Below are 20,148 nucleotides of genomic sequence, written 5' to 3' on the forward strand. Positions count from 1 at the left end.
CATAGCTTATAACATGGGATTGCAAAAGCAAGGTGATTTATAACCAGTAATTAAACAAAGAGTTAATATTGAAAAGAAAAAACCCAATAACTTAAAAAATAAAATAACCCTCTGTAATAGCAGGAATATTAACCCATAATTTAATAGCCCACTACGCCGGGCGTAGCGCCAAAATGACCTCCAGCGGCTTAGGCGGGCTGAAATAATAGCCCTGCAGCCGGTCGCAGCCTGCCCGGCCAAGCAGCTTGAGCTGCTCTTCGTTTTCCACGCCCTCCGCCGTCACTGCCATCCCCAGCGCGGTGGCAATACGTACCGTTCCATTCACCAGCGCCAGCGCTTGTTCATCGCGGTCCACCAGTCCGGCCAGGGACTTGTCTATTTTGATGGTGTCAAAGTTAAAACGGCGCAAATAGCCGATGCTCGAATAACCGTTGCCGAAATCGTCCAGCGCCACCGCCGTGCCCTGAGACTTAAGATTGCGAATTGCCGTCAGGGCGCGCTCCGGGTTTTCCAGCACATAGCTTTCCGTCACTTCCAGTTCAAGCCTTTGCGCCGGGAACGCCGTTTCCTGTAGCACCCGGGCAACCTTGTCTTCAAATTCCGGGTCGCGGAACTGCGCCGGAGAAATGTTTACCGACAGCCGCAGATCCTCATGGGGAGCTAAATCACTGCACGCCTGGCGGAGCACAAACAATCCGAGCGAATAGATAAGACCGCTCGTTTCAGCCACGGGAATAAACTCATCTGGCAACAGTTCTCCTCCTGGGCGACGCGGCCAGCGTACCAGCGCTTCCACACCGGCCATCGCCTGGCTACGTGCATCCATAATCGGCTGGTACCAAACCTCAAACTCATTCCGTAGAAGGCCCGCGCGAATGTCATTTTCGATGGTTAAACGGCGCTCACGAACGTTATTCAACGCGGCATCATAATAAGTCGTGCGACCTTTTCCGGTAATTTTAGAGTGATACATAGCGATATCGGCCCGGCGGAACAGCTCCGAGCTGCTGCAATCCACCAGCGAGCCCGAAGCTATTCCGATACTGGCGCTAATATGAAGGGTACTTTCTCCCACGGGGACAGGCTGGCTAAGAAAATCCAGGACTGAACCCGCGAAGGCGGCTGAGTGTTCCCCGGCCCTCTCCCCGCCGATCATCATGGCAAATTCATCCCCTCCCATGCGCACCAGCATGCCGTTTGGTGGCACGCGATCGCGAAGAGCATGAGCAATGGTCACGATTAACTGGTCGCCTTTATCGTGCCCGTAAATATCATTCACGTCCTTAAAACCATCGAGATCGATAAATACCACGCTTTTTTCGTCGCTATCTCCCCGTTTACTGATGGTTTCCAGCCGCTCGATGAGCGCTCGTCGGTTAGGTAAATGGCTGAGCCAGTCGGTTAACGCGATATTTCTCGCCTGCTTTTCACCTCGAGCCAGCTTGTACAGCCCCAGGCTGCTGATGACGATAAAGACCAGGATTAGCACCGCCGCAAGCATCGTAATGCGCATAATATCTGCCGAAGCGGCGCGGGCCGCCTCTGCTCCAGGCTGCCGCGGCTGCCAGCTAAGGTATCCCAGCGTTTCACCGGAGGCGCTGTTCAGCGGGACACTTGAAGAATCAGATGGCGTAGGCGTCAGGCGTAGGTTTTCAATCTGAAACGTGTTTCCCAGCTCTTTTAGCATTGAGTTATTAATCTGACGGCCAATCACCAGGTAACGGCGCGTGGCGTCGTGAACCTGAAGCCGCCCCAACATGGGCCGAATCAGCCCAATGCCAATAAACGAAACGCCGCTCTCGGTTTGCGTGATCCCGGCAAAAATTTTTTTGTCGTCTTTAAGCGTTTGCGCGTTCTGGTGGACGAGGGACGCAAACCCCTTCCCAAGTTGAGAAATGTTTTGCCCCGTTACGCGTTGCCCACGAAACGAGCCCCAAAGCACATTGAACCCTTCATCCAGCACGTACACGCCATCATAGAGGTTATTGATTTTGTAACCCGCGCCCCAGGTGTTATACAGCCAGTTAACGTCCAGCTCAGGGCGATAAACTTGATTTACGGCATCGTCCCAGACCGCATTATCAATAACCAACGCCCACACGCGGTTGACCGAAGTCTGTATGGCCCCCTGTACCGACAGGGCGCTTCGGTGTTCATCTATCTCATTGGTTTTACTGCTAATAAGGTGAAGTGAAAGGTAGAGGAGCGCGATAATAGACACGATCAGCCCGATGCCTGCCATAAACACCATGGCAAACAGGGCTCCAGCAACGGGCGTGTTTTTCCAGCTAAGAGGATTACGCAATTTCAGCTCTCTTCTAAGTGAAATAACGTGAAGGTTTTTAGGCTTTTGATTTAGAGAAGTGCTTTTACCGTAAAATAAGCGTAATACACCCTGAGGAAAGCGCTGCCCGAATCATTAACGAGCAGCGTGATGGATCAGGCAATTTTGATAATAACCATCCCTACCAGCAACAAACTTAGTCCAACCCAACCTTTGCGGTTAAGGCGCTGGCCGAAGAGGATCCAGCCCGCGGCCACGGTGGCGGCGATACCAAACCCGCCCCAGAGCGCATAGGCGACGGATAACTCAATGCCTTTAACGGCCTGAGCCAGGGCGCTGAACGCGGCCAGCACGGCCAGCAGAGACAGCACACCGTAAATCGGGCGTTTGAAACCATCAGATTGTTTTAAAAAGATATTGGCGACGATTTCCAGAATAATGGCTAACGTTAGCCACAGGGCGTGTACCCACTCAAACGACTGCATGATGCTCCCCTTTCTCTGATATCACCGGGCGTGATTTTTTCTCTCGCGTACCCGATTTAATCAGCGCAATACCAATAACCAACGTAGTTAAGCCAAGTATTTTTAGCGGTGAAATGGACTCATCAAACAGCATGACGCTGAAGACGGTAATAAACAGAATACCGATGCCTTCCCACATGGCATATGCCACGCCAAGGGCGATTTTTTTCACCGAAAACGCCAGAAAAATATAGGAGATCGCGATCATGACCAGCATGAAAATATACCCCATATTACTTTCGTTTACGCTTGACCATTTCATTGACAAGGTGCCGGTAATTTCGGCAACGATGGCTAATCCCAATAAAACCCAATAAATCATGATTTCTCTCCTGACAGAGAAAATAAAGATACAAAAAACCGACAAGCCACGTCACACGACGAGCAAGCGAAAATTTGAAAACCAGAAAAAAAATGTCAGAAGAAAGGGACTATAGCGCGTTGCGCCAGTGCTGCTCACCAGAAAGTGAAGATGTAGATGTGATAAAAACAGAATGCTGATTGAATGAAGTGCTGAACGTATTGTCCATAATATTTCCAACTTACCCGCGGTGTTGCTTCTCATCAGTTGCGGATAGAAAATTGTCCTCAGTAGTTAAACACGGTGATTTTATACCATAATTCGGTATGTTAGCGGCTGACCTTTACACTCCTTTACGCAAAACGACAGCAAAAACACAATGTATCAAACTGTTTTTAACGTTTAAAATAACGTAATAAAGGGACACCTGTTTTAACGGTGGTGTATTATTCCCCCGCCCGCACATTGGAGAACCCGCCACGATGGCAAAACCAATTATTACACTCAAAGCACTGAAGGCCGTGATCATGCTGGGCATGCTGGTCATTATTTTGGTGGGTATTAAAGCGGCTGCCGACATCATTGTGCCATTTATTCTGGCGCTATTTATTGCCGTTATTCTAAACCCGCTAATTCGTCGTCTTGAACGGCTTCGGGTGCCGCGCGTGCTGGCCATCAGCCTGGTAATTGTCGTCATTATCCTGAGCATGGTGCTGCTGCTGGCCTATCTCGGCACTTCGCTAAACGAACTTGCGCGGACCCTGCCGCAGTACCGCTCTTCATTGGTGGTGCCGTTAAAAACCCTTGAACCCTGGCTGCAGCGCGCGGGAATTTCTGTTTCTGTCGATGAGTTAATGAAGTATGTCGATCCTAATGCCCTGATGACGCTGGTTACCGGTCTGCTGACGCAACTTTCCAACGCGATGACGTCTATCTTTTTACTGCTGCTGACCGTGGTGTTTATGCTGATTGAGGTCCCACAACTGCCGCGCAAGCTGCAGCAGCTGATGGCTCGCCCGGAAGAAGGTATGGGCGCCATTCAGCGTGCGCTGGACAGCGTCAGCCATTATTTGGTGCTAAAAACGGCCATCAGCATCGTCACCGGCCTTGTCGTATGGGGCATGCTTGCCGCCCTTGACGTCCGCTTTGCCTTTATCTGGGGGCTGCTGGCCTTCGCACTCAACTATATTCCAAACATCGGCTCCGTGCTGGCGGCCATCCCGCCGGTGGTGCAGGTTCTGGTATTTAACGGGTTGTACGAGGCCCTGATTGTCGTCGCGGGTTATCTTCTGATTAACCTGGTGTTTGGCAATATCCTGGAGCCGCGCATGATGGGCCGAGGGCTTGGGCTCTCTACGCTGGTGGTATTCCTGTCACTCATCTTCTGGGGCTGGCTGCTCGGTCCGGTCGGTATGCTGCTGTCCGTGCCGCTGACGATTGCGGTGAAGATTGCGCTGGAACAAACGGAAGGCGGGAAAAGTATTGCGGTGCTGCTGAGTGATATGAGCAAGTCCTGAAGATTTTGCCCTCTCCCCAAAAGGAGGGAGAGGTAAGATCACATGCAATATATTTTATCCCCTCTCCCTTTGGGAGAGGGTTAGGGTGAGGGAAAAATCACTCCGGATCTAACTCAAAACGCTCCGCAATATACCCCAGCGCCTGCGACACGCCATCCGCGCTAATGGTATGCACCACGCCGGGTTCAAACAGCGTTTCAACTTCCGCGCCAGCTTCAATTAATGCCGCGGCAGCCGCTTCACTTTCAGCCCACGGAATCACCTGATCCGCCATACCATGAATCAACAGCGCCGACGCATCTGCCGCCACGTGATACGGTTTGGGTGAAGCAAGACGCCCGGAAAATGCCACTACGCCCGCCAGTGGAAAACGGGAGGTGGCCAGAACATCCAGGGCCATGATAGATCCCTGAGAGAAGCCCAGCAGAATGACCTGATCTTTACCCGGCGTCACGTCATGCTGCTTAAAAATAGCTTGCAGCTTCGCATCAAACGCGGCCCGGGCCTCTACCACTCGCTGCGGGCGGTTTTGTGCTGTCACGCCATCCAGGCTGAACCACTGCCAGGCATCGCCGCCGCCGTCAAAAGGCTCGCTGCCGTTCGGGGAGGCAAATAGCACTTCAGGCATGACCTGCTGGACAAAAAGCCCCAGCCCTTCGAGATCCGCCCCGGAACTCCCTACCCCATGTAACATCACGATCAGTTTTTTCATTTCCCTGCCCTGTGCTCAAACCTGAATGAATATCCTCGCAGGCGGCTACCTTATCGCGATCCCCCCCTTCACAACAAGTCAACCGCCGCTAAATACGCGGCAATACCGAGCTTGTTTTTGAGCAACCGCTCAAGTATATTTCGCGCTTGAGCAACCGCTCAAATTTGGATTATTTTAGAGGCATTCAACATGCGCTTCACTAACCGCTGGCTGATTCTGGCGATCCTGACCAGCACCCTTTTCCTGATCATTATAGATATGACGGTGCTTTACACGGCACTGCCCAGGCTCACCCAGGCCTTAAACGCTACGGCGTCTGAAAAACTGTGGATCATTAACGCCTACCCGCTGGTGGCGGCGGGCCTGCTACCCGGCGCGGGCATGCTGAGTGACCGCCTGGGCCACAAGCTGCTCTTTATGTCCGGGTTACCTGTTTTCGGCCTCGCTTCGCTCTGCGCGGCCTACTCGCCCACGGCTGAACTGCTGATCGCTTCTCGCGTGTTTCTGGCTATAGGTGCCACGATGATGATGCCAGCCACGCTTGCCATCGTGCGTCAGGTCTTTACCAACGAGCGCGAACGGGCGCTGGCCATCGGCATTTGGTCTGCCGTGGCTTCTGCCGCCGCGGCGCTTGGCCCGGTTATTGGCGGCGTGCTGCTGGAGTACTTCTGGTGGGGATCGGTCTTCCTGATTAACGTGCCGGTCGTCTTGCTGGTTATCGTTTTTGCCTGGTTCTTGATCCCACGGGATGCGGGGAACGCCAACCGTCCCTGTGATTTCACCGCTTCACTGCTGATTATGCTTGGCCTTGTAGGCGTGATTTACGCGCTCAAGGAACTCAGCAAGATGGATGCCTCGTGGCTAACCGTAGCCAGCTCTTTGCTGGCTGGCGTCGTCTTTTTAACGCTGTTTGTTCGTCGCCAACAGCGTTCGGCCCAGCCGATGATCGATTTCTCGCTGTTCCGTAACCGCATGTTTGCCAGCGGCATTAGCGTGGCGATTATCACCATGATCGCGCTAACCGGCATTGAGCTGGTGTTGACCCAGCGCCTGCAGCTTGTCCTGGGCCTGACGCCGCTGTTAGCCGGGCTGTCGATTCTGCCTATTCCGATTGGCTCGGCCCTGGCTTCACCGCTGGCCGGCGTCGTGCTGCCACGCTGGGGCGGCGCAAAACTTATGGTCTTCGGCCTGCTGGTGACAGCGATGGGTATGACGGGTATGGCTTTGCTAGCCGATTACAGTCTGACGCCACAGCTCGCCGCGCTGTTTGTCATCGGGCTTGGGCTCGGCGTGGCGTTTACCGCCGCATCAACATCCATCATGCTCAATGCCCCGGAAGAAAAAGCCGGCATGGTCGCGGCGATTGAGGATGTCTCATGGGAAATGGGCGGCGTACTTGGCGTGACGCTGCTGGGCGGCCTGATGACCGCGGTCTACAGCGCAAGCCTGGTGTTGCCTGAAGGCCTGGTGGCAGGAAACAGCGCGTACGACAGTCTGGATGAGGCTCTGCACCTTGCAGGCTCGATGAGCACGGCAAGCGCCGCCCTGCTGAAAGAGCTGGCGCGAAACGCCTTCAGCCATGCCTATCTGACGGTGATTATCTGCGCCGCCGTGCTGGTCGCCGTCAGCACCGCGATCTTGAAATATGTGCTGCGCCAGCCGGAAAAGCTGTCCAGCCAGCGTGTTAAAAACTGATAAGATGCTCCATCAGCGATTCAGATAACCGTGGAAACGTCATGAAAGAAGCACCGGACACGCTAAGAAGCAAAATCCTGAGCGGGGCCATTGAGCTGTTCATTGAGAAAGGCATTGAAAAGGTGACCACCCGCGAACTCACCGAGCGGGTGGGTATTTCACGGAGCCACATTTACCACTACTTCAGCGACTGGCAAACGCTTTGCATTGAAGCAATGACCGCGTTTTTGATGGCCGATCTGCACAAGTTTACCGCTGAAACCAACACGTTTTCCCCGGAAGATAAGCTGCAACGCTTGATCCACACGTATCTCCCTCACGCGCCGGACGCTGTCTGGCAGCTTTACGGCGCGCTGTGGCACCAGGCAGCGCACAGCAGCGTATGGGCCGAGCTCGCGCTGGTGATGACGCAAAAATGGGAAAAAGTGCTGGCCGATATCGTCGATGACGGCATTGCGGCCGGCGTTTTTAAAGCGGTGGATGCTGCCAGAGCTACGCGCCAGTTTAGCGCCCTTCTCAACGGTTATGCCGACAAACTGCTGGTCGCCTCAGCCCCTGCCGACAGGCAGCTGGCGCTGGACGATATCGACAGTTTTATTCGCCTGGTCCTGCGGGCGGGTTAAATTGCTATCCGCCGGCTGATCTCTACCACGCTGTCGCTCGGCAGGCGGTAATAGTGCGTCACGTGCGTGGCGTTTCTCACCATGAACGCGAAGCACTTACGCTGCCAGGCTGGCATCCCCTGCCCATCCTCACGGGCCACGATGGTTTCATGGCCCAGATAGTAGGTCACATCCTCTACGCGGAAGGCACACGCCATCTCTCCCAGTCTCGCCATAAGCTCAGGAATATGCGGTCTTTCCATAAAGCCGTACTGGGCGATACCGCGCCAGTAATTCGGTGCCTGCTCCACAATTACCAGCCGTTCTCCAGCCGGTACGCGCGGGACGTTCATGATAGAAATGGTCAGCGAAAGTACCTGCTCCTGCAGCGCGTGGTTGCGCGCCACATGCCACCGCATCACCGGCGGAATACCGTTGCGCGTTTTGGTCAGAAACACCGCTGAACCCTGCACGCGCGGCACGCCACGCTCTTTCAGCGCGGCGAAGAAGGTGTTCACATCGATCACCTTTTCGTTCACCGCCCTGGACGACGCCGCCGCGCCACGGTGCCAGACCAGCATCGTCGTGCAGACAATCGCCGCCAGCAGCAGTGGAATATAACCGCCCTCCAGTACCTTGATCAGATTAGCGATCAGGAAGCAGGTATCGACGATCAAAAAGCCCCCCGCCACCAGCGCGCTGGTCAGCCGCCGCCACTGCCAGATGTGACGCATCGCCACGTACAGCAGCCCGGAGGTCATCAGCATGGTGAGAGATACCGCAATCCCGTAAGCCGCCGCCAGGTTCTCAGACGACCTGAAGAACACCGTCAGGAACAGCGTGACGCCCATCAGCAGCCAGTTGATCACGCCGATATAAATTTGCCCGTAGCTCTCCGCCGCCGTCTGGCGAATGCGCAGGCGCGGTAGCCAGCCCAATTGAATCGCCTGCCGGGTCATCGAAAATGCCCCGGTGATAATCGCCTGACTGGCAATAATGGTGGCCAGCGTGGCAAGGATCACCAGCGGGATCAGCAGTGCCGGCGGGCAAAGGCGGAAGAAGATATTCTGGGTGATATCGGCCCCGGAAAGGATCAGCGCCGACTGCCCCGCATAGTTCAGCAGCAGGCTCGGGAAGACCACGCCGTACCACGCCATCCAGATAGGCTTTTTACCGAAATGCCCCATGTCGGCATACAGCGCTTCCGCCCCGGTGACGCACAGAAACACGCCGCCCAGCACCATAAAACTGACAAAACCGTTAGAGACGAGAAACTGCAGGCCGTACAAGGGATTGATAGCCAGCAGCACGGCCGGATGCTGCGCGATCCCCCAAATCCCAAGCCCGGCGATAGCAATAAACCACAGCGCCATAATCGGCCCGAAAACTTTACCTATCTTAGCCGTGCCGAAAGGCTGCACGGCAAACAGCAGTACCAGAATCGTCACCGCAATTGGCAGCACCCAGGTTTCGGCCTCCGGCAGGATAATATTCAGCCCTTCAATGGCGGAGAGCACTGAAATTGCGGGCGTAATCGCTCCGTCACCGTAGATCAGCGCCGCGCCCAATAAAGCCGCCAGCACCACCCAACGCGAGCCTTTGTCTCTCGCCACCAGCAGCGACATCAGCGCCATAATGCCGCCTTCCCCGTGGTTGTCGATGCGCATCGCAAACATCGCATACTTCACCGAGGTGATGAGGATCAGCGTCCAGATAATCAGCGACAGCAGACCCAGGATAACCGACGGGGTCGGATCGTTGCCGGATAACAGCAGCACCGTTTTCAGGGTATAAAGCGGGCTGGTGCCGATATCGCCAAACACCACGCCGAGGGCGCTTCCCGCGAGGATAAATTTATGCGGCGTTGTCCCGGAGGCTTCCGCGCCGTCCGTCTGCGACAGGTTTGTCATGTCCAGTCCTTTCTGTGATTTTTCTGGCTGTTGCCATCACAAAGTATAGAGGTGGATAAAAAACTTAAGATAAACAGTGGCAAATAAAAAAGGCCCAACGGTTCCCCGCCAGGCCAAAAGGTACTCCACATTAAAACCTTTTTTTAATTAAAGACCATCCCGCCGTCGATGAGCAGCGACTGCCCGGTCATATAGTCAGAGTCCGCGCTGGCCAGGTAAGACACACAGGCAGCCACATCTTCCGGCTCGGACAAACGTCCCAGAGTGATGCGTTTGGCGAATTCTGCGGTGCCATAACCCAGCGGTTTACCCGCTGCTTCAGACACCTGACGGTCGATTTCGGCCCACATTGGGGTTTTGACGATCCCTGGGCAGTAACCATTCACTGTGATGCCCAGCGGGGCCAGGTCGCGCGCCGCGGTCTGGGTCAGGCCGCGCACGGCAAATTTGCTGGAGCTGTAAACCGCCAGCTCGGGGTTACCCACGTGCCCAGCCTGGGAACAGGCGTTAATGATTTTCCCGCCGTGCCCTTCGGCTTTAAAGGCTTTAACCGCGGCCTGAATACCCCAAATCACGCCCTTCACGTTGATGTTATAGACCTTATCGACGATTTCCGGGGTGATGTCCTCGATAGGCGTGGAAGGGGCTACGCCAGCGTTGTTGACGATGACATCAAACCCGCCCAGTCCTTTGCGGGCAGCCTCAACGGCGGCGAAGACCTGATCGCGGTCGGACACGTCCGCAGTCACTTCCAGCGCGCGGCCGCCATTGCGGTTAATTTCGTCCGCCACTTCTTTTGCGGTTTTGGCGTTGTAGTCCGCCACGGCGACGGCAAAGCCATCTTTAGCCAGACGCAGCGCGATAGCTTTCCCGATCCCCTGACCGGCCCCGGTAACCAATGCTACTTTTTTCATCACAATATCCTTCTGTAGTTTAAAGAATTTGGCTGAGGTGCAGCTGACTCATCAGCAAATGGTTGTCGCTGTAATCAACCGGAATGGCGACCACCGCCGGACCCTTCACATCCATGGCGGCGCGTAAAGTCGGCTCCAGCGCCTCCGCGCTTTCCACCGCGAAGCCCCGTGCACCGAAGGCATCCGCGTAAGCTTTGAAGTCCACCGGCCCGAAGTTCACGCCGGACAGACGCTGGTATTTTTTCTCTTCCTGAATCGCCACCATGTTGTAGGCGTTATCCACCCAAATGATGTGCAGCACGTTAGCGCCCAGACGTACCGCCGTTTCCAGCTCCATGCTGGACTGCAGGAACCCGCCGTCGCCGGACACCGAAACCACCTTGCGGCCCGGATTCACCAGCCACGCGCCAATGGCCCACGGCAGCGCTACGCCCATGGTTTGCTGGCCGTTGGAGATCATCAGCTGACGGGCGCGGAAGCTATAAAGATAGCGGGCGATCCAGATGTGGAAACTGCCCATATCGACGGTCAGGGTCACGTCGTCGTTCACGATGTCCTGCATCGCCCGGACGATGCGCAACGGGTGGAGTGCAAACTGATTCAGCTGTGCGCCCCTGCGGCTCAGCAGTTCACGCTGATGCTGCCTGTCAACAAGGATTTCTGACGCACGTGGGCTAAGGACCAGCGGTTTTTCTATACGGGCGGTGAGCTTGTCCAGCGTGCTGGCGATATCGCCCACCAGCTCGACGTCCGGCACGTAGTTACGTTCTTCATAGGCGGGCAGAACGTCAATATGCACCAGCGTGGCATCACCGGTATTCCACATCGCCGGCTCATACTCCACCGGGCTGTAGCCGATACAAACCACCAGGTCCGCAAGCTGTAACAGGCGGTCACCGGCCTGGTTATTAAAAAGCCCCACGCGCCCGGCAAAACGAGCAAAGTGCTGCTGATTCACCGCGCCTGCGGCCTGATAGGTGCTGGTGACCGGGATATGGCTTTTTTCCAGCAGATGGAACAGCGCCGCGCTGTTTTCCTGCTGGCTTGCCATCAGCCCAAGCAGGAATACAGGATTTTTAGCCTGCGAGATAAGTTTCGCCACATCGTTAATAGCGGCGTCAGGCGCTGCACCGGCTTTCACCGCCCCGTTGGCTGGCAAAATATTCCCGGTTGCCGGGCCGTCGCTGATGTCCTGCGGCAGGCTGACAAAGGCACTACCGGGGCGACCATGCTCGGCGGCGCGGAAGGCGTTTGAAACCACCTCAGCAATGGCGTCCGAAGAAGGGACTTCCACCGAGTATTTCGTCACCGGGCTGAACATCGCCACGGTGTCCATGCTTTGATGTACCAGTTTGGCTTTATCTGAACGTTTTACCGCGCCACCCAGCGCCACAACCGGGTCACCTTCGCTGTTGGCTGTTGCCATGCCGGTGATCAGGTTTGAGCAACCTGGGCCGGAGGTCACCAGTGCCACGCCCGCTTTCCCGGTGATGCGCCCCACCGCCGCCGCCATAAAGGCTGCATTGGCTTCGTGGCGGACCGGAATCAGTTCAATCGGCGAGTCGTTCAGCGAATCAAAGACCTTATCGATCTTCGCCCCGGGGATCCCAAAGACGTGCTTCACGCCCTGAGCTTCAAGCTGGCTGACCACCATGTCAGCGCCGTGCGCCCACTGGCGCAAAGGTTTTTTATTATTCATGGCTCACATCTCCTCAGGGAACGCTAGTTTTCAACCGCGCGGATAGCCGCGTCGAGATTTTCGGGGTGCAGGTTGGCGTTAAGAAATGCACTGTCTGCCGGAAGATCGATCATCAGCTTGTGGATCTCACCGAAGGTCAGCTCGCCTTGCTCCAGCTGATAATCGAGCAGATGCCCGCCGCCCTGGCGGTCATCGGTAATAAAGTGTTCGTGATAGCCCGCCACGTTGATGCCCTGCATATGCTGTGGGGTGCGGAACCCCACCAGCACGCCTTTACGGCCGTTAAAGCGGAACACCGGCTGGTCGTCCAGCACGTCTGTCATCGCGCGATATGGCGGCTTCTGGCGCGGTACCGTGCGGGTATGTGCGTGGTGGAAATGACCGTCGATGCGCAGCGCACAAAACAGGTTATCGGAGGGAATTTTTGCGTCGATAATCTCGTGCAGTTTCTGACGGCTGGTCAGGCTATTGATGCGCAAGCGGTACTGAGGTTTAAACCAGGTCATCACCGCAAACGGGGTTTTCTGCTGCGGGCTGGCCGCCCTGGCGCTGCCGTCTGACCGTAATTGATACACGTTGCTGTTGAAGGCAATCATCTCGCCGTCCAGCTCGTTAAAGGTCCCCAGGCCAAAGTCACCGTGCTTAAGCAGGTCGGCCATGGTGGTTTCCCCTTCATAGACGCCGCTCAATAATGCGCTCATCAATGAAGTCTGATATATCATGTTTTCTTTATTGGCTGCGGCGAAGGTCTCGACCATCTCTAAAAGACTTTCTTCGCAGGAACATAGAGTTAGATCGCTCATGGCGTCTGTCACCTCGGGCTGAAGGTTAAGAAACATTAATTAAATGTTGACGTGATCCAGCTCACAGTTCCAATATAAAAGCCCTTCTGGTTTGAGACGTTTTCGATATGGAACTTCGCTATCTCCGCTATTTTGTCGCCGTTGCCCAGACGCATAATTTCACCCGGGCAGCCGAGCTGTTGGGTATTTCGCAGCCTCCTCTTAGCCAGCAGATTCAGCGCCTGGAGCGTGAAGTGGGCACGCCCCTGCTGCACCGCTTGACCAGAGGTGTAGAGCTGACGGATGCGGGAGAAGCGTTTTATCAGGATGCCTGCCAGATTCTGGCCCACAGCGATGCCGCGCTGGAGAAAGCCCGCGGCATTGCCCGCGGTATTAACGGCAAGCTGTCGCTCGGGATAACCAGTTCAAACGCGTTCAATCCAAAGATTTTTTCCCTGCTGCGCCAGTTTCAGGCGCACTATCCGGCCATCGAACTGCGCCAGCGAGAAACCAATATGGCGGGCCTGATGCAGGAGCTGGATGATGGCTTGCTGGACGTGGCGTTTGTGCGCCTGCCCTGTGAAAGCAGCAAGCGGTTTACGCTCAAGCTAATTGACGAAGAGCCGATGATGATTGCCCTGCACAAGGACCATCCTCTATCCGGCGAGAAAGAGCTGGCCCTGCAGGCGCTGGCCGATGTGCCGCCAGTGCTGTTCCCGGAAGAAGTGGCCCCCGGATTATATGAACTGATGTATAACGCCTGCCTGCGAGCGGGCATCGATCTGAAAAGTGCCTGCCAGGCTTCGCAAATTTCTTCCTCGTTAAGCATGGTCTCGGCAGGCTTCGGGTTCGCCTTAGTCCCCCAATCGATGACCTGCATCGCCTGCCCGAACGTCACCTTCCACGCGATTCGCGGTGACCAGGTGAAAACGGACATTGCGCTGGCCTGGCGGCAGTTTGAACGCTCTCCGACGGTGAAACGCTTTATCCAGCTGTTCGCCCACTGAGCCTGGCCGCAACGACATCGCTCCCTGAGTGACCCAATGCTACAATAGTCACCATTCACAAATCCGAACACAGGGAGAAAATATGTCTGAAACTCACGTTCAGGGCGGGGAAACCAGAGGGCCTGCGGAACACAGCGTCAGGGAACAGATCATCGAGGCAGCGACCGAATTCTTTGGCCACTACGGGTTTGAAAAAACGACGGTATCCGATCTCGCCAAAGCCATCGGCTATTCCAAGGCTTATATCTACAAGTTCTTCAAATCCAAGCAGGAAATCGGCGAAGTTATCTGCGACAACCGCCTGACAAAGATGATGGCAATCGTCAGTCAGTCGGTGGATGACGCCCCCGGTGCGTCGGCTAAGCTGCGGGCGATGTTCAGCGCGCTCATTGCCGCAGGCAGCGATCTGTTTTTCTACGACCGTAAGCTCCACGACATCGCCATTGTTTCCTGCCTGGAAAACTGGCCCTCGGCCGAACGCTACAAGCTGCAGCTGCGGGAAGTGCTTACCGCCATTATTCATGCCGGCCGCCAGTCCGGTGAATTTGAGCGCCGCAGCCCGATGGATGAAACCGTTAACGCCGTTTTTCTCGTCATGCTGCCGTATATCAGCCCGATACAGCTGCAATACAACCTCGAACTGGCTAAGCAAGCCGAACAGCTTTTGCCCGCGCTGCTCCTGAAAAGTTTAATGCCCTGATCGCATCTTGTGACCATTGACTAAATTGGTCACTTGAATAATTATCTGCGTTCCTGCTCCGCGTTTATAAGGGAACGTATGTTTCGTCTTCAGCCTTTTCCAGCCGCCGTGGCGCTGCTGTGCTCGGCGCTCACCGCCTGCGGTGACTCATCTCAGCCAGAGGATCCGCGTACCGAGCCTCCGCTGGTTCGCGTTGTCGCGGTTCAGTCCGCCAATGATGACGCCCGGGCTTTTACCGGCATTGTCGCCTCGCGAATCCAAAGCGACCTCGGTTTTCGCGTTCCGGGAAAAATTCTTGAGCGCCTGGTGGACAAAGGCCAGACGGTAAAAAACGGCCAGCCCCTGCTCCGACTCGATCCTCAGGATTTAAGCCTGCAGGCTAAAGCGCAGGATCAGGCCGTCGCCGCTGCCAAAGCCCGCGCTAAACAGGCCGCCGCCGATGAGGCCCGCTACAGAAGCATTGTCGGCAGCGGCGCGATTTCAGCCTCGCAGTACGATCAAATCAAAGCCCAGGCCGACAGCGCCAGAGCGGATCTGCAGGCGGCCATTGCCCAGGCCAATGTGGCTAAAAACGCCATGAATTATGCGGTGCTGACGGCTGATTCTGACGGCGTGATCGTGGATACGCTGGCCGAGCCAGGCCAGGTTGTCGCCGCCGGGCAAGGGGTGATTCGTCTCGCCCGGGCGGGCCAGCGTGAAGCGGTCGTCGATTTGCCGGAAACGCTGCGCCCGGCGCTGGGCACCGTAGCTCAGGCTCATCTTTACGGTTCAGATAGCGCTCCCGTGGCCGCTACCTTACGTCAGCTTTCCGACGCCGCCGACCCACAAACCCGCACATTTGAAGCGAAGTTTGTGCTCGCTGGCGCACTTGCCCAGGCGCCGCTCGGCAGCACGGTGACCGTCACCATTCCTGACGCAGGCACTCCCTCACAAAACGTGATTGTGCCTTTGGCCTCGCTCTATGACGCCGGGAAAGAGAAAGGCACCGGCATTTGGGTGGTAAGCGGTAAACCGGCCAAAGTGAGCTGGCACCCGGTGAGCATCCGCCGCATCACCGATGAATCCGCCATTGTTGCCACCCAAATCGACAGCCACGCCAGCATCGTTGCCCTCGGCGCACATCTGCTGCATGACGGCGAAGAAGTCAGACTGCTTGCACAGGGCGCCACCGATCTGGCGGGAGCACCGTAATGAGCGACTCTCGCTTTAACCTTTCCGCCCTCGCGGTACGTGAAAAATCAGTCACTCTGTTCCTGATCCTGCTCATTACGCTGGCCGGGATCATCGCGTTCTTTAAACTGGGCCGAGCCGAGGATCCGCCTTTTACGGTGAAACAGCTGACCGTGATCACCGCCTGGCCGGGGGCCACCGCGCAGCAAATGCAGGATCTGGTGGCCGAGCCGCTGGAAAAGAGAATGCAGGAGCTGGACGATTATGACCGCACGGAAACCTATACCCGTCCGGGTCTTGCCTACAGCGTTGTCTCCCTAAAAGACAGCACGCTGCCCGCCAACGTGCCGGAGGCGTTTTACCAGGCGCGGAAAAAAATCAGCGATGAGGCCAAAAATCTGCCGGATGGCGTTATAGGCCCGCTGGTAAATGACGAATTTTCGGACGTCACCTTCGCGCTGTTTGCCCTGAAAGCAAAAGGCGAGCCGCAGCGCCTGCTGGTGCGCGATGCCGAGAACCTGCGCCAGCAATTGCTGCACGTCCCCGGCGTGAAAAAGGTGAATATTATCGGTGAACAGGCGGAACGCATTTTTGTTTCGTTCTCTCATGACAGGCTTGCCACGCTTGGTGTTTCGCCGCTGGACATCTTTCAGGCGCTGAGTAACCAGAACCTGCTTACCCCCGCAGGCTCAATAGAAACTGCCGGCCCGCAGGTGTTTATTCGCGTGGATGGCGCGCTGGATCAGCTCTCAAAAATCCGCGATACCCCCATTGTGGCCCAGGGGAAAACGCTGAAACTGTCCGACGTAGCTGACGTCGAGCGCGGGTATGAAGACCCGGCTACGTTCCTCGTCAGAAACAACGGCGAGCCGGCCCTGCTGCTCGGCGTGGTCATGCGCGACGGCTGGAACGGGCTTGATTTGGGCAAAGCCCTGGATCAGGAAACCCGTAAAATCAACGACACGATGCCGCTCGGCATGAGCTTCAGTAAAGTCAGCGATCAGTCGGTGAACATCAGTTCCGCCGTGGATGAGTTTATGGTGAAGTTTTTTGTCGCCCTGCTGGTGGTGATGGTGGTCTGCTTTATCAGCATGGGCTGGCGAGTGGGCATCGTGGTTGCCGCCGCCGTACCGCTGACACTGGCGGTGGTGTTTATCGTCATGGCCGCCACCGATAAAAACTTCGACAGGATAACCTTAGGCTCACTCATTCTGGCGCTGGGCCTGCTGGTGGACGACGCTATCATCGCCATTGAAATGATGGTGGTGAAAATGGAGGAAGGCTACAGCCGTGTTAAGGCCTCCGCCTACGCCTGGAGCCACACCGCCGCGCCCATGCTGGCGGGCACGCTGGTAACCGCCATCGGCTTTATGCCGAACGGCTTCGCCCACTCCACCGCCGGGGAGTACACCAGCAACATGTTCTGGATCGTCGGTATCGCGCTGATAGCATCCTGGCTGGTGGCCGTGGTATTCACGCCCTATCTCGGCGTGAAATTGCTACCCGATATGCACAAAGCCGCGCTGGCGGAACACGCGCTGTACACCAGCAAAAATTACAATCGCTTCCGGGCATTGCTGAAAAAAGTCATCGCCCGCAAGTGGCTGACCGCCGGTTCAGTCGTCGGCCTGTTTGTGCTGGCGATAGCCGGAATGGCCGTGGTGAAAAAGCAGTTCTTCCCCATCTCAGACCGCCCGGAAGTGCTGGTAGAAGTTCAGCTGCCTTACGGGACGTCTATCGAGCAAACGACGAAGACTACCGAGCGCATTGAGCAATGGCTCAGCGCGCAGAAAGAGTCAAAAATCGTCACCTCCTACATTGGCCAGGGCGCGCCGCGTTTCTACCTGGCCATGGCTCCGGAGCTGCCCGACCCTTCGTTCGCAAAAATCGTGATTCTCACGCCCGATCCTGATGCGCGAGAAGCGTTGAAAATGCGGCTGCGGCAGGCCATCAGCAACGGCCTGGCTCCGGAGGCTCAGGTGCGCGTCACCCAACTTGTCTTCGGTCCTTATACGCCCTACCCGGTAGCGTTTCGCGTGATGGGGCCAGACCCGGACGTGCTCAGAACGATTTCGTTACGGGTTGAAAAAGTGATGAATCAAAGCGGGCTGATGCGCACCGTGAACATCGACTGGGGCTCCCGGGTGCCTACGCTACATTTCACCCTGAACCAGGACCGGCTTTACGCCGTGGGCTTAACCACCGCCTCCGTCTCGCAGCAATTGCAATTCCTGCTTTCCGGCGCGCCGTTGACCGAAGTGCGGGAAGATATTCGCTCCGTGCAGGTCACGGGCCGGGCGCGCGGCAGCGTGCGGGACGACCCGGCACAGCTCGCCGCGCTAACGCTCATTGGCGCGAACGGGCAAAAAGTGCCGCTCTCGCAAATCGGTAAGGTTGAAGTTGTGATGGAAGATCCGGTGCTCCGACGTCGCGACAGAACGCCAACCATTACCGTGCGGGGCGATGTCGCCGATGGCCTTCAGCCGCCGGATGTGTCGACGGCGATCGTGAAACAAATTCAACCTATTGTGGCAGAGCTTCCGGCGGGGTACCGCATCGAAGAAGCGGGCGCCATTGAAGAATCCGGCAAGGCCACGGCGGCAATGGCTCCGCTGTTCCCGATCATGATCGCGCTAACGCTGCTGGTGATTATTCTTCAGGTTAGGTCGATCTCAGCCATGCTGATGGTGTTCGCCACCAGCCCGCTGGGGCTTATCGGCGTGGTACCGACGCTGCTGATTTTCAACCAGCCGTTCGGCATCAACGCCCTGGTGGGGCTGATTGCGCTTTCAGGGATTTTGATGCGCAACACGCTGATCCTCATCGGCCAGATTAAGCATAACGAGCAGGCCGGGCTGACGCCTTTTGATGCCGTGGTTGAAGCGACGGTCCAACGTTCGCGCCCGGTGCTGTTGACCGCCCTGGCGGCGATTCTGGCGTTTATTCCTCTGACCCATTCCGTGTTCTGGGGAGCGCTGGCCTACACGCTTATCGGCGGGACGTTTGGCGGCACCTTTATGACGCTGCTGTTCCTGCCCGCCATGTATGCGATCTGGTTCAAAATTCGCCCGCCAAAGGTTGATAACTGACCGATTCATCAGGCCCGGAGGACTCCTCTCCGGGCCATATTCCAAATCATGAACACCGCTCATGTTCTAATGAAATTAAATCACTTTTACTAAAACTGTGACTCAGGCATAAAAGATGCAATATTGTTAACGACATGCAATGTGAAGATTACTGACAGGTAAAACCACAGCTAACCAAAGGTTATATGTGAGAAATCAAGCAGTAGATACAGGCAAAAAACAGAACTAAGGTGCCGGATTACCATGACTAAAGCGTTTACTTTTACTCTTAAGAGCATTGTTTTTGATGAGAATTACAACCCGTCAGGGAATACGCGCATCACAACCAATTTTGCTAACCTGGCCCGCGGCGAGAAGCGTCAGGAGAACCTGCGTAACGCGTTGATCATGATTGATAACCGCTTCAACTCCCTGGCGAACTGGGACAACCCCACCTCCGACCGCTACGGCGTTGAACTTGAAATTATTTCCGTTGAGCTGGATGTCGAAGGCAACGGCAAGACCTTCCCGGCGATTGAGATTTTAAAAACTCACGTGCTGGATAAGAAAACAGGCCAGCGCATCGAAGGCATTGTCGGGAACAATTTCTCTTCCTACGTTCGCGACTATGATTTCAGCGTTCTGCTGCCAGCGTACAACCAGGATCGCGCAGAATTCACCATCCCGGAAGATTACGGCGTGCTGCACGGGAACTTGTTCAGACACTTCGTTGGGTCAGACACCTACAAAGAAAATTTCAATAAAGCGCCGGTGATTTGCCTGAGCGTTTCCAGCAAAAACGTTTACCGCCAGACCGGAAACCGCCACCCGGTGCTCGGCATTGAATATGAACAAGATTCATCTTCCCTGACCGATCTCTACTTCAACAAAATGGGGCTGAAGGCTCGCTATTTCATGCCGCCCAACAGCGTGGCGCCGTTTGCCTTCTACCACACGGGCGACCTGGTGAATGACTACTCGAATCTCGAGCTTATCAGCACCATCAGCACCATGGAGACGTTCCAGAAGATCTACCGCCCTGAGATTTACAACGCGAATTCTCCGGCCGGGCTGTGCTTCCAGCCAAGCCTGAACCACCAGGATCATTCATTTACTCAAATTGTTTACGATCGTGAAGAACGCAGCCGTTTGGCCATCGAACAAGGGAAGTTTACTGAAGAGCACTTCATCAAACCGTACCAAACAATTTTAGAGCAGTGGTCTGCTAACTACCCTCTTTGAGACACCAAACACAAGGTTATT

At 55.8% G+C, this 20,148-nt stretch carries 17 protein-coding genes; 8 read left to right on the top strand and 9 right to left on the bottom strand.

Annotated elements, in window-relative coordinates:
* Nucleotides 1–151 precede the first annotated feature (151 nt).
* The 4 genes from F3J26_RS07375 to F3J26_RS22850 all read right to left on the bottom strand — a co-directional run bounded on the left by F3J26_RS07375 (nucleotide 152) and on the right by F3J26_RS22850 (nucleotide 3,338).
* On the bottom strand, nucleotides 152–2,305 hold the full coding sequence (locus tag F3J26_RS07375; protein ID WP_166992803.1) for a bifunctional diguanylate cyclase/phosphodiesterase: 2,154 nt from the start codon (nucleotides 2,303–2,305) through the stop codon (nucleotides 152–154).
* Between the two features lie 134 nt (nucleotides 2,306–2,439).
* Nucleotides 2,440–2,769, bottom strand: coding sequence for a multidrug/spermidine efflux SMR transporter subunit MdtI (mdtI, locus tag F3J26_RS07380; protein ID WP_008459264.1), 330 nt, complete (start codon nucleotides 2,767–2,769; stop codon nucleotides 2,440–2,442).
* A complete protein-coding gene (mdtJ, locus tag F3J26_RS07385; RefSeq protein ID WP_157141423.1) occupies nucleotides 2,756–3,133 on the bottom strand; it encodes a multidrug/spermidine efflux SMR transporter subunit MdtJ in 378 nt (125 codons plus the stop codon). The genes mdtI and mdtJ overlap by 14 nt, the downstream gene beginning before the upstream one ends.
* Before the next feature lie 106 nt (nucleotides 3,134–3,239).
* On the bottom strand, nucleotides 3,240–3,338 hold the full coding sequence (locus tag F3J26_RS22850) for a protein YdgV (RefSeq protein ID WP_442892170.1): 99 nt from the start codon (nucleotides 3,336–3,338) through the stop codon (nucleotides 3,240–3,242).
* 253 nt (nucleotides 3,339–3,591) lie between these two features.
* On the opposite strand from F3J26_RS22850, the gene F3J26_RS07390 reads away from it, so the two are divergent.
* Nucleotides 3,592–4,626 carry an AI-2E family transporter gene (locus F3J26_RS07390; protein WP_008459267.1) on the top strand — a complete coding sequence of 345 codons (1,035 nt, stop codon included), beginning with the start codon at nucleotides 3,592–3,594 and terminating at the stop codon, nucleotides 4,624–4,626.
* Between the two features lie 97 nt (nucleotides 4,627–4,723).
* Here the strand turns inward: F3J26_RS07390 and F3J26_RS07395 are convergent, their stop codons facing one another.
* Nucleotides 4,724–5,338 carry an alpha/beta hydrolase gene (locus F3J26_RS07395; protein ID WP_166992806.1) on the bottom strand — a complete coding sequence of 205 codons (615 nt, stop codon included), beginning with the start codon at nucleotides 5,336–5,338 and terminating at the stop codon, nucleotides 4,724–4,726.
* 189 nt (nucleotides 5,339–5,527) lie between these two features.
* Here F3J26_RS07395 and F3J26_RS07400 point away from each other — a divergent pair, with 189 nt between their 5' ends.
* Both F3J26_RS07400 and F3J26_RS07405 read left to right on the top strand, forming a co-directional pair.
* Nucleotides 5,528–7,033: an MFS transporter gene (locus F3J26_RS07400; RefSeq protein ID WP_166992809.1), complete on the top strand. Its 1,506-nt coding sequence runs from the start codon at nucleotides 5,528–5,530 to the stop codon at nucleotides 7,031–7,033.
* Nucleotides 7,034–7,074: 41 nt separating this feature from the next.
* Nucleotides 7,075–7,656, top strand: a complete 582-nt coding sequence (locus tag F3J26_RS07405) for a TetR/AcrR family transcriptional regulator (protein WP_008459273.1) — start codon at nucleotides 7,075–7,077, stop codon at nucleotides 7,654–7,656.
* On the opposite strand, the gene F3J26_RS07410 is transcribed toward F3J26_RS07405, so the two are convergent.
* The 4 genes from F3J26_RS07410 to budA all read right to left on the bottom strand — a co-directional run bounded on the left by F3J26_RS07410 (nucleotide 7,653) and on the right by budA (nucleotide 12,961).
* On the bottom strand, nucleotides 7,653–9,545 hold the full coding sequence (locus tag F3J26_RS07410) for a potassium transporter Kup (protein WP_166992812.1): 1,893 nt from the start codon (nucleotides 9,543–9,545) through the stop codon (nucleotides 7,653–7,655). The two genes, F3J26_RS07405 and F3J26_RS07410, sit on opposite strands and share 4 nt — an antisense overlap.
* A gap of 143 nt (nucleotides 9,546–9,688) precedes the next feature.
* Nucleotides 9,689–10,459, bottom strand: coding sequence for a (S)-acetoin forming diacetyl reductase (locus tag F3J26_RS07415; protein ID WP_008459277.1), 771 nt, complete (start codon nucleotides 10,457–10,459; stop codon nucleotides 9,689–9,691).
* A 19-nt stretch (nucleotides 10,460–10,478) separates the two neighbouring features.
* The gene (gene alsS / locus F3J26_RS07420; protein ID WP_166992815.1) at nucleotides 10,479–12,158 is read right to left on the bottom strand and encodes an acetolactate synthase AlsS; all 1,680 of its coding nucleotides are present in this window, start codon (nucleotides 12,156–12,158) and stop codon (nucleotides 10,479–10,481) included.
* Between the two features lie 23 nt (nucleotides 12,159–12,181).
* Nucleotides 12,182–12,961 (bottom strand): acetolactate decarboxylase, encoded by a 780-nt coding sequence (gene budA, locus F3J26_RS07425; RefSeq protein WP_034809472.1) that lies wholly within the window; start codon nucleotides 12,959–12,961, stop codon nucleotides 12,182–12,184.
* A 107-nt stretch (nucleotides 12,962–13,068) separates the two neighbouring features.
* Between budA and F3J26_RS07430 the strand changes: the two genes are divergently transcribed.
* The 5 genes from F3J26_RS07430 to F3J26_RS07450 all read left to right on the top strand — a co-directional run bounded on the left by F3J26_RS07430 (nucleotide 13,069) and on the right by F3J26_RS07450 (nucleotide 20,127).
* Complete coding sequence (locus F3J26_RS07430; RefSeq protein WP_008459283.1) at nucleotides 13,069–13,947, top strand: LysR family transcriptional regulator; 879 nt, start codon at nucleotides 13,069–13,071, stop codon at nucleotides 13,945–13,947.
* Nucleotides 13,948–14,029: 82 nt separating this feature from the next.
* Nucleotides 14,030–14,647 carry a TetR/AcrR family transcriptional regulator gene (locus tag F3J26_RS07435; protein ID WP_166992818.1) on the top strand — a complete coding sequence of 206 codons (618 nt, stop codon included), beginning with the start codon at nucleotides 14,030–14,032 and terminating at the stop codon, nucleotides 14,645–14,647.
* A gap of 78 nt (nucleotides 14,648–14,725) precedes the next feature.
* Complete coding sequence (locus tag F3J26_RS07440; RefSeq protein WP_166992821.1) at nucleotides 14,726–15,838, top strand: efflux RND transporter periplasmic adaptor subunit; 1,113 nt, start codon at nucleotides 14,726–14,728, stop codon at nucleotides 15,836–15,838.
* Complete coding sequence (locus tag F3J26_RS07445) at nucleotides 15,838–18,906, top strand: efflux RND transporter permease subunit (protein WP_166992824.1); 3,069 nt, start codon at nucleotides 15,838–15,840, stop codon at nucleotides 18,904–18,906. The genes F3J26_RS07440 and F3J26_RS07445 overlap by 1 nt, the downstream gene beginning before the upstream one ends.
* A gap of 243 nt (nucleotides 18,907–19,149) precedes the next feature.
* The gene (locus F3J26_RS07450) at nucleotides 19,150–20,127 is read left to right on the top strand and encodes a DUF1852 domain-containing protein (protein WP_008459291.1); all 978 of its coding nucleotides are present in this window, start codon (nucleotides 19,150–19,152) and stop codon (nucleotides 20,125–20,127) included.
* Nucleotides 20,128–20,148 lie beyond the last annotated feature (21 nt).

It is taken from the genome of Enterobacter sp. Ap-867, from assembly GCF_011752855.1.
Classification (GTDB): Bacteria; Pseudomonadota; Gammaproteobacteria; order Enterobacterales; family Enterobacteriaceae; genus Cedecea.